The organism is Streptomyces sp. SID5785 (assembly GCF_009870065.1).
GTDB lineage: Bacteria > Actinomycetota > Actinomycetes > Streptomycetales > Streptomycetaceae > Streptomyces.
In genome coordinates this window covers 1-9090 of record NZ_WWIA01000842.1, presented here as the reverse complement: position 1 = coordinate 9090, position 9090 = coordinate 1, and the positions used below count along the sequence as shown (strand labels likewise).

The 9090-nt window shown below is 73.3% G+C and carries 9 protein-coding genes; 3 read left to right on the top strand and 6 right to left on the bottom strand.

Features of this window, described 5'->3' with window-relative positions:
* Positions 1–447: 447 nt before the first annotated feature.
* The 4 genes from ligA to GTW43_RS27260 are packed head-to-tail and all read right to left on the bottom strand — an operon-like array spanning position 448 to position 5040.
* Positions 448–2703, bottom strand: a complete 2256-nt coding sequence (gene ligA, locus GTW43_RS27275) for an NAD-dependent DNA ligase LigA (RefSeq protein ID WP_161304624.1) — start codon at positions 2701–2703, stop codon at positions 448–450.
* A 46-nt stretch (positions 2704–2749) separates the two neighbouring features.
* Positions 2750–3757 carry a methionine synthase gene (locus GTW43_RS27270; protein ID WP_161304623.1) on the bottom strand — a complete coding sequence of 336 codons (1008 nt, stop codon included), beginning with the start codon at positions 3755–3757 and terminating at the stop codon, positions 2750–2752.
* Between the two features lie 31 nt (positions 3758–3788).
* On the bottom strand, positions 3789–4487 hold the full coding sequence (locus GTW43_RS27265; protein ID WP_161304622.1) for an SDR family oxidoreductase: 699 nt from the start codon (positions 4485–4487) through the stop codon (positions 3789–3791).
* A 7-nt stretch (positions 4488–4494) separates the two neighbouring features.
* Positions 4495–5040, bottom strand: a complete 546-nt coding sequence (locus tag GTW43_RS27260; RefSeq protein WP_161304621.1) for a TIGR00730 family Rossman fold protein — start codon at positions 5038–5040, stop codon at positions 4495–4497.
* Positions 5041–5106: 66 nt separating this feature from the next.
* Here GTW43_RS27260 and GTW43_RS27255 point away from each other — a divergent pair, with 66 nt between their 5' ends.
* Together GTW43_RS27255 and GTW43_RS27250 are read left to right on the top strand one after the other, a co-directional pair.
* Entirely contained in the window at positions 5107–5430 is a 324-nt protein-coding gene (locus GTW43_RS27255) for a DUF427 domain-containing protein (protein ID WP_161304620.1), read from the top strand.
* A gap of 459 nt (positions 5431–5889) precedes the next feature.
* Complete coding sequence (locus GTW43_RS27250; protein WP_161304619.1) at positions 5890–6759, top strand: hypothetical protein; 870 nt, start codon at positions 5890–5892, stop codon at positions 6757–6759.
* A gap of 9 nt (positions 6760–6768) precedes the next feature.
* Here the strand turns inward: GTW43_RS27250 and mnmA are convergent, their stop codons facing one another.
* Positions 6769–7914 (bottom strand): tRNA 2-thiouridine(34) synthase MnmA, encoded by a 1146-nt coding sequence (gene mnmA, locus GTW43_RS27245; protein ID WP_161304618.1) that lies wholly within the window; start codon positions 7912–7914, stop codon positions 6769–6771.
* 100 nt (positions 7915–8014) lie between these two features.
* Here mnmA and GTW43_RS27240 point away from each other — a divergent pair, with 100 nt between their 5' ends.
* Positions 8015–8704 (top strand): peptidoglycan recognition family protein, encoded by a 690-nt coding sequence (locus GTW43_RS27240; protein ID WP_343246131.1) that lies wholly within the window; start codon positions 8015–8017, stop codon positions 8702–8704.
* A gap of 26 nt (positions 8705–8730) precedes the next feature.
* On the opposite strand, the gene GTW43_RS27235 is transcribed toward GTW43_RS27240, so the two are convergent.
* Positions 8731–9090 (bottom strand): aminotransferase class V-fold PLP-dependent enzyme (locus GTW43_RS27235; RefSeq protein WP_161304616.1); only part of this gene is annotated, 360 nt, incomplete at its 5' end.

Sequence of the window (9090 nt, the reverse complement as noted above, 5' to 3'; positions counted from 1 at the left end):
CGGTCTTCCCCCGGCCTGTCCCCCCGCGCCGGGGAACGCGCCGCCCCCGCGCCACCAGTTGCGCCAGTTCACCACACCACCGCGCTCGTTCTCCCCGTGACCGCTGTCGCTGCCGGCTCCCCCGTCCGTGCGGCGCGTCAGTGCGCGCAGGACACGTCGGCGTGGACGCAGGCGTGAGCCAGGGGCGGCGCTCTCGGTCGGTTCCATTCCCGTCCCTCTCACAGCCGGCGGTGCCCACGTCCGCTGCCCGCTCCCCCTGACTCCCGATGAGCACGTGACGAGCGGGACATGCCCCGTCCGCGGCAGGACACGGCAGGCGCACCCCTCAACAGTAGGCCGCAGAAGGCTTCCACGGGCACCAGACGGACGCGCCCGAGCGCTGTTGCCCGAATGCGACCCGACCACCCGTATGCATCTGATATGCGCCGAACGGGTGGCCTTCAACCGCTACTCCTCGGTCGGCTGTTCGGCGGGAAGCGCCACGTCGGCGGCGGCCTGCGGACCCTGCTCGAGCAGCACGGTGAAACCGTCCTCGTCGAGGACGGGCACCTTCACCTGCATGGCCTTGTCGTACTTGGACCCCGGGTTGTCCCCGACGACCACGAACGACGTCTTCTTGGACACCGACCCGGTCACCTTGGCGCCTCTGCTCTGCAGGGCCTCCTTGGCGGCGTCGCGCGTGAACCGCTCCAGCGTTCCGGTGACGACGACCGTGAGCCCCTCCAGGGGACGCGGGCCCTCGTCCTCGCCGGAGCCCTCCTCCTCCGTACGGACGCCGGCCTCGCGCCACTTGCGCAGGATCTCGCGGTGCCAGTCCTCGGCGAACCACTGCTTGACGGAGGCGGCGATGATCCCGCCGACGCCGTCGGTCGCGGCGAGCTCCTCCTCGGTGGCCCGGTCGATGCGGTCCAGGGAGCGGAACTCGCGGGCGAGCGCGGCGGCGGCGACGGGGCCGACATGGCGGATCGAGAGCCCGTTGATGATCCGGGCCAGCGGGCGGTCCTTGGCGGCGGCGATGTGCTCCAGCATCGAGACCGCGTTCTTCCGCGGCTCGCCGGACTTGGTCGCGAACACGTCCGCGATCTTGTCGAGTCCCGTCTTCGGATCGCGCTTGGGCAGCCCGCTGTCCGGGTCGAGGACGTACGCCCGGATGGGCAGGAGCTGGTCCATGGTGAGGTCGAACAGGTCGCCCTCGTCGGCCAGCGGCGGCTGCTCGGGCTCGAGCGGGCCGGTGAGGGCGGCGGCCGCGACGTAGCCGAAGTTCTCGATGTCGAGGCACTGGCGGCCGGCGAGGTAGGCCAGTCGCTCGCGCAGCTGGGCGGGGCAGGCGCGCGCGTTGGGGCAGCGGAGGTCGATGTCGCCCTCCTTCATGGGCCGCAGCGGGGTGCCGCACTCGGGGCACTCCGTGGGCATCACGAACTCCTGCTCGGTGCCGTCGCGCAGGTCGGCGACGGGGCCGAGGATCTCGGGGATCACGTCACCGGCCTTGCGCAGGACGACCGTGTCGCCGATGAGCACGCCCTTCTTCTTGACGATCTCCTGGTTGTGCAGGGTCGCGAACTCGACCTCGGAGCCCGCCACCGTCACGGGCTCCACCTGCGCGTACGGGGTGACGCGGCCGGTGCGGCCGACGCCCACGCGGATGTTCACCAGCTTGGTGTTGACCTCTTCGGGCGGGAACTTCCAGGCGATCGCCCAGCGCGGGGCGCGCGCGGTGGAGCCGAGCCGGCCCTGGAGGGGGATCTCGTCGAGCTTCACGACGACGCCGTCGATCTCGTGCTCGACGGAGTGGCGGTTCTTCCCGTAGTGCGCGATGTACGCGCGGACGCCGTCGAGGTCGTCGACGACCCTGCTGTGCGTCGTCGTGGGCAGGCCCCACTCGCGCAGCAGGTCGTAGGCGTGCGACAGGCGGTCGATGTCGAAGCCCTCCCGGGCGCCGATGCCGTGGACCACCATGTGCAGCGGCCGGGAGGCGGTGACGCGGGGGTCCTTCTGGCGCAGGGAGCCCGCCGCCGCGTTGCGCGGGTTCGCGAAGGGCTTGTCGCCGGCCTCCACCAGGCGGGCGTTGAGCCCCTCGAACTCCTCCATGGGGAAGAAGACTTCGCCGCGGATCTCCACGAGGGCGGGAATGCGCTCGCCGCGGAGCCGGTCGGGGATCTCGGCGATCGTGCGGACATTGGGGGTGATGTCCTCGCCGACGCGGCCGTCGCCGCGGGTGGCGGCGCGGGTGAGCCGGCCGTCCTCGTACGTCAGGTTGACCGCGAGGCCGTCGATCTTGAGCTCGCACAGCAGGTGGTAGTCCGTGGTGCCCGCGTCGCGCGCGAGGCGCTCGGCCCACGCGGCGAGCTCCGCGTCGTCGAACGCGTTGTCCAGCGAGAGCATGCGCTCGCGGTGCTCCACGGACGTGAAGTCCGTCGCGTAGTCCCCCGCGACCTTCTGGGTCGGCGAGTCCGGGGTGCGCAGCCCGGGATGCCGCTCCTCCAGCGCCTCGAGGGCGCGCAGCAGCCGGTCGAACTCGGCGTCGGACACGACCGGCGCGTCGTTCACGTAGTACCGGAAGCGGTGGTCCTCGATCTGCTCGGCGAGGCGGGCGTGCTCCTCGCGCGCCTCGGGCGGCGCGCCGCCGTCGTCCCCCGCGACGCCGAGGTCGCCCGGCGCGCCCTGCCTGTCCTGCCCGTCCTGTCGGCCTTCTGCGGCTGCCACCGTCTCGTCTCCCGTCAGCCTTCGTCCCGTCAGCCTGCGTCCGCGGTCACTCCGGGTGGTCCGCGAGCGACTTCGCCGCCCGGACGCAGTGGGCCTGCACGGCGCGGGCGTACGCGGGCGAGGCACCCGCGAGACCGCACGACGGCGTGACCACGACGGAGCGGGCGAGCGAGCCCGGATTCAGCCCCAGCCTGCGCCACAGCGTCCTGACCCCCATGACGCTACCGGCAGGGTCGGACAACGGGACGTCCGTGCCGGGCACGACACCGGCGAAGAGGGTGGTGCCGCCCTCGACGGCCTCACCGATCGCGTCGTCGTCACGCTCGGTGAGCAGCGCGAGGTCGAAGGAGATCGCGTCGGCGCCGGCCCGGCGCAGCAGCGCGAACGGCACGTCGGGCGCGCAGGAGTGCACGACGGCCGGTCCGCCGTCGTGGACGGCCAGGACGTCGCGCAGCGTGGACTCGACGATCTGGCGGTCGACGGCCCGGTGGGTGCGGTACGTGCTGGCGGTCCTGATCTGCCCGCGGAGCACCGCGACGAGGGACGGCTCGTCGAGCTGGAGGACGACTCGGGCGCCGGGCACGCGCCGTCGCACGTCGGCGAGGTGGGCGCGCAGGCCCTCGGCGAGCGAACCGGCGAGGTCGCGGCAGGCTCCGGGGTCGGAGAGCGCGGCCTCGCCGTTCTTCAGCTCCAGGGCGGCGGCGAGCGTCCACGGGCCGACGGCCTGCACCTTGAGGGGGCCCTCGTAGCCCTGGGTGAACTCCTCCAGGGCGTCGAGGTCCTCGCCGAGCCAGGACCGTGCGCGCTTGGTGTCGCGGCCGGGGCGGTCGCCGATGCGCCAGCCGCTGGGCTCCACGCGCGCGTAGAGGTCCACGAGCAGGCCCGCGGTCCGGCCGATCATGTCGGCGCCGGGGCCGCGGGCGGGCAGCTCGGCGAGGTACGGGAAGTCCTCGAAGGTGCCGGTGACGGTCTTGGCGGCCTCGCGTGCGTCGCCGCCGGGCAGGGACCCGACGCCGGTGGCGGCACCGTAGGGGGGCTGGCTGTCGTTGCTCACCCCGGAAGCGTACGTAACGCGCGCGGGGCGGTCAGCGGCCCGGGCGGACCGTCAGATCGTTGACCTCCGCGTCGCGCGGCAGGTCGAGGGCCATGACGACGGTCGTCGCGACCGACTCGGGGTCGATCCAGCGGGCGGCGTCGTACTCCTTGCCCTCCTGCTGGTGCACCTTGGCCTGCATGGGGCTGGCGGTGCGGCCCGGGTAGACGGACGTGACCCGCACCCCGTGGGCGTGCTCCTCGTGGCGCAGCGAGTCGGCGAGGGCCTTCAGGCCGTGCTTGGACGCGGCGTACGCGGACCACTCCGGGGAGGCGTTCAGGCCCGCGCCCGAGTTCACGAAGAGGACGTGGCCCTGGGCGAGGCGGAGTTGGGGCAGGAAGTGGCGGGTCAGTTCGGCCGGCGCGACGAGGTTCACGTTGAGCTGGTGGCGCCACGTCCTGGGGGTGAGCTCGCCGACCGGGCCGAGGTCGACGACGCCCGCGATGTGCAGCAGCGAGTCGACGCGGTCGGGCAGGCTCTGGTGGGAGAACGCCCAGGACAGCTTGTCGGGGTCGGACAGGTCGCCCACGAGGGTGCGGGCGCCGGGGAACTCGGCGGCGAGTTCCTTGGCGCGGCCCGCGTCGCGCGCGTGGAGGTACAGCTCGTCCCCGCGCGCGTGCAGACGGCGGGCGACGGCGGCGCCGATGCCGGAACCGGCGCCGGTGATCACATGAGTTGCCATGCCCGCCATGCTCGCACTACTCGATGCCCTGCGACTCCTCGAGGTAGGCGAGCGCACCGACCGGCTCCTCAGCGAAGAACACCAGGTCGGTGAGGGGGATCGGCAGGAAGCCCTCGTCCTCCATGCGGCGGAACTGCTGCTTCAGGCCGTCGTAGAAGCCGGCCGAGTTGAGCAGGACGATCGGCTTGTCCGTCTTGCCGTGCTTCTTGAGCTCCAGGATCTCGGTGGCCTCGTCGAGCGTGCCCGTGCCGCCCACCATGACCACGACCGCGTCGGCCTTCTCCAGGAGGAGCGCCTTGCGCTCGGCGAGGTCCGCGGCGACGACCATCTCGTCGGGCGCCGTGACCGCGCGGGCCCGGTCGGCGAGGAAGTCCACGGACACCCCGACGAGCCGCCCTCCGGCCTCCTGCACACCGTCCGCGACGACCTTCATCAGACCGCTCTCGGAGCCGCCCCACACGAGCGTGTGGCCCGCCTTGCCGAGCAGCTCGGCGAACTCGCGGGCGGGCCGGGTGTAGCGGTCGTCGAGGTCGGCGGCGGAGAGGAAGACACAGATGTTCATGGCCCCTACGGTACGGCCCGCGCGCGGGCGGGGAAGAAGCCCGTCGCGTCCGGTGCTGAAGCGTGTATGACCTCAGGACACACCATCACCGTCGAGCAGGGTTCCGAGCGCGTCCGCGTCGTCCACGACGGGCAGGTGCTCGCCGAGAGCAGCCGCCCCCTGGTGCTGCGCGAGACCGGCTGTCCCGTCCGCTACTACCTCCCGCGCGAGGACGTCCGCACGGATCTCCTCGCCCCGTCCGACACGACGACGTACTGCCCGTTCAAGGGAACGGCCTCCTACTGGTCGGTGCCCGGCGCGGCCGACCTCGTCTGGTCCTACCCGGACCCGAAGCCCGAAGTGGCCGCCGTCAAGGACCACTTGTGCTTCTACGCGACCGAGACGGTCTGACACCCGCCCCCACCGGCCGTCAACCCTCACCCCGCTCCGCTCACCGGAGCGGAGGAAGCGTGCCCGCCCCGCGGACGGCGCCGACCGCGCGCCGCCCGTGGGCACCCCGCACCGACCCCGCACACCGGCCCCAACTCCCCCTTCCGGGACAACGTTTCGCCCTCCAGGGCACCCGAACGCCCCCGCCGCGCGCGTCCCGTCCGAGCGCCGTTCACGGACGACTCCGGAACGTAAATGAGCTCTTACGTTCCGCTACTCTCCGGCACTCCACCTGCACGCACCGCATCGAGGAGTGCCGCTGTGACCGAGCCGGGCAGTCGATACCGCCGCACCGACGCGTTCGTCCCACCTCCGCCCCGACCAGGCCGTTTCACGAAGACGGGACAACCGAACCCGGCCACCGCGCCGGTCCGGACACGTCACCACCGGGCGGCGCTCGTCGTCCGGGCGGACGACCTCATGGCCTGCGCACAACTCGTCGGCCGCGCCGGTCAGGACTGCGGCAACGGCCTGTCGTACCTGGACGGCAACACCCGGATCCGAGGGAGCGCTCCCGGAGCGCGGGCCTGGAACCTCGCCGTCGGCGACCACGAGGAGCGGGTGCGGCAGGCCACCGACGTCCTCAGCAGGTCGGGCATGATCCTCCGCGGCTGCGAGAAGGAACTCAGACGGTCCGCCTCGTGGTACCGGACGGTGAACCGCCGGCAGGCACGCGCCCTGGACGCGGCCCACGCCGTACCGGGGCCGGGGCGGCCGGTCACCCGGGCGGCGCCCGTCGGTCCCGCCGACTTCCTGGACGTGCGCGACGCGTCCGGGCAGCTGAAGCCGGCCCGCGAGCACGGGTGGCTGCGGGCCCAGGCGTACGCGCCCTCCCTCGTCACGGGCCGGATCGGCGGTGACTGGCTCACCTACCTGCGGTGCGCCGAGGCGTGGAACTCACTGGGCGATCTGTGCGCCGCCATGGCCACCAACCTGCGCCACGGCAACGAGGTGCTCGGCGGCTCCTGGCAGGGCAACGCGGCGGACACGGCGTGGACGTACGTCGAGCGGACGGCCGACCGGATCGACGCCGTGGGCAGGTCCTTCCACGCGCTGCGCGAGCAGTACGTGAGCGTCACCGAGGTCGCCACGCGCTTCGCCGCGCCCGGGGAGGCGGACGCCGCGCGTCCGTGCGGCCGGCCCGCCGGAGCGGGCGGGCAGGGGGACTTGCTGCACGAGGTGTCGGCCGCGCTCGCCGGTACGGGTCCCGCCCTCGCGGCGCTCTGCGACGACCTTCGACGCTTCCCTGTCCTGGGCGGCGACGAGCCCCGGACCGCAGAGCCGGGCTGACGGGCGCGGCTACGCCGCCGCCGGTGCTCGCTCCGTCGTCGCGATCGTCGCTGAGCCCACCACGCGCGTGGCGTCGTACAGGACGATCGCCTGGCCGGGCGCGACGCCGCGGACCGGGGTCGTGAAGCGGACCTGGAGGGCGCCGTCGTGGAACTCCGCGGTGACCTCCGTCTCGCCGCCGTGGGCGCGCAGCTGCGCCGTGTACGTGCCGGGGCCCGTGGGGGCCGCGCCGCACCAGCGGGGCTTGACCGCGGTCAGGGCCGTGACGTCGAGGGAGGCGGCGGGGCCGACCGTCACCGTGTTCGTCACCGGGGAGATGTCGAGGACGTAGCGGGGCTTGCCGTCGGGGGCCGGGGTGCCGATGCGCAGGCCCTTGCGCTGGCCGATCGTGTAGCCGTAGGCGCCGTCGTGGGTGCCGAGCCTGGTGCCGGCCTCGTCGACGATGTCGCCCTCCGCCGTGCCGAGCCGGGACGCCAGGAACCCCTGGGTGTCACCGTCGGCGATGAAGCAGATGTCGTGCGAGTCGGGCTTCTTGGCGACCGCGAGCCCGCGGCGCTCCGCCTCCGCGCGGATCTCCTCCTTGGTCGTCACCGTGTCGCCGAGCGGGAACATCGCGTGGGCGAGCTGCCGGTCGTCGAGGACACCCAGCACGTACGACTGGTCCTTGGCCATGTCGGAGGCGCGGTGCAGCTCGCGCTCGCCGTCGGGGCCGACGAGGACCTTCGCGTAGTGCCCGGTGCAGACCGCGTCGAAGCCGAGGGCGAGCGCCTTGTCGAGCAGCGCGGCGAACTTGATCTTCTCGTTGCAGCGCAGGCACGGGTTCGGCGTGCGTCCCGCCTCGTACTCGGCGACGAAGTCCTCGACGACGTCCTCGCGGAAGCGCTCCGCGAGGTCCCACACGTAGAACGGGATGCCGATCACGTCGGCCGCGCGGCGCGCGTCGCGGGAGTCCTCGATCGTGCAGCAGCCGCGGGCACCGGTGCGGAAGGACTGCGGGTTCGCGGAGAGGGCGAGGTGGACGCCCGTCACGTCGTGGCCCGCCTCGGCGGCGCGAGCCGCGGCGACGGCCGAGTCCACACCGCCCGACATGGCGGCGAGCACGCGCAGGGGACGGTCCGGCTCGGCGGCGGAACGCTGCGGGGTCTGCGAAGTCATGGCCCTGGAAGTCATAGCCCTCACAGGGTACGGGTCCGCGGGAACCGGATCAGCCGGATATGCGTTGTGGATCTCGTACGGGAAGGACGGGGGACGTCACGTGGGCGGGCAGGGAGCGGGGAAGGCGAAGGGCCGGGACGGCGACCGGGTCGTCAGCCGGCGGGCGCTGATCGTCGGCGGCGCGGCGTCGGCGCTCGGTCTGGGGCTGCTGGCGCGCGGTGATCTGGCGCGGATGTGGTGGCAGGTGCCGGGGATCGACAAGCCGCGCAAGGCCGGCGAGGTCGACTTCAAGGGCGCGGAGTGGGTCGCGGCGGCCGCGGCGAACTGGCGGCGGGCGGACCGCCCCGCGGACTACGCGATCGACCGGGTGGTCATCCATGTCACCCAGGGCAGCTACCAGGGCACGCTGCGCGTGTTCAAGGACCCGTGGCACGGCGCGGCCGCACACTACGTGGTGCGCCAGGACGGGCACATCGCGCAGATGATCCGCGAGCTGGACGTCGCCTTCCACGCGGGGAACAGGGACTACAACGAGCGCAGTGTCGGCATCGAGCACGAGGGCTTCGTGGACCGCCCGGCGGACTTCACGACCGCGATGTACGAGGCGTCGGCGCGGCTGACCGCGGGGATCTGCAGACGCTACGACATACCCGTGGACCGGGAGCACATCATCGGGCACGTGGAGGTGCCGGGGACCGACCACACGGACCCGGGGCCGCACTGGGACTGGAAGCGGTACATGCGGCTGGTGCGCGCCGCCCACGACCGCACGGAGTCGGCCACGACGTAGCCGCCCAGGACCTCGAGCGCTGCGGCTCAGCTGAGTCCCGCCGTGCGGGCGCGTTCCACCGCCGGGCCGATCGCCCGCGCGACCGCGTCGACATCGGCCCGGGTCGAGGTGTGGCCGAGGGAGAAGCGCAGGGTGCCGCGGGCCAGGTCGGGGGCGGTGCCGGTGGCGAGCAGCACATGGCTGGGCTGGGCGACGCCCGCGGTGCAGGCGGAGCCGGTGGAGCACTCGATGCCCTGGGCGTCCAGGAGGAGCAGCAGGGAGTCGCCCTCGCAGCCGGGGAAGGTGAAGTGCGCGTTGGCGGGCAGCCGCCCGCCCGGGGCCGGGTCGCCGCCGAGGATCGCCTCGGGGACGGCGGCGCGGACCGCGTCGACGAGCGCGTCGCGCAG

Coding starts and splice junctions, on each gene's coding strand:
- GTW43_RS27255 (WP_161304620.1), top strand. CDS start 5,107: ATGACCTCAGGACACACCATCACCGTCGAGCAGGGTTCCGAGCGCGTC.
- GTW43_RS27265 (WP_161304622.1), bottom strand. CDS start 4,487: ATGGCGGGCATGGCAACTCATGTGATCACCGGCGCCGGTTCCGGCATC.
- GTW43_RS27250 (WP_161304619.1), top strand. CDS start 5,890: ATGGCCTGCGCACAACTCGTCGGCCGCGCCGGTCAGGACTGCGGCAAC.
- mnmA (WP_161304618.1), bottom strand. CDS start 7,914: ATGACTTCGCAGACCCCGCAGCGTTCCGCCGCCGAGCCGGACCGTCCC.
- GTW43_RS27260 (WP_161304621.1), bottom strand. CDS start 5,040: ATGAACATCTGTGTCTTCCTCTCCGCCGCCGACCTCGACGACCGCTAC.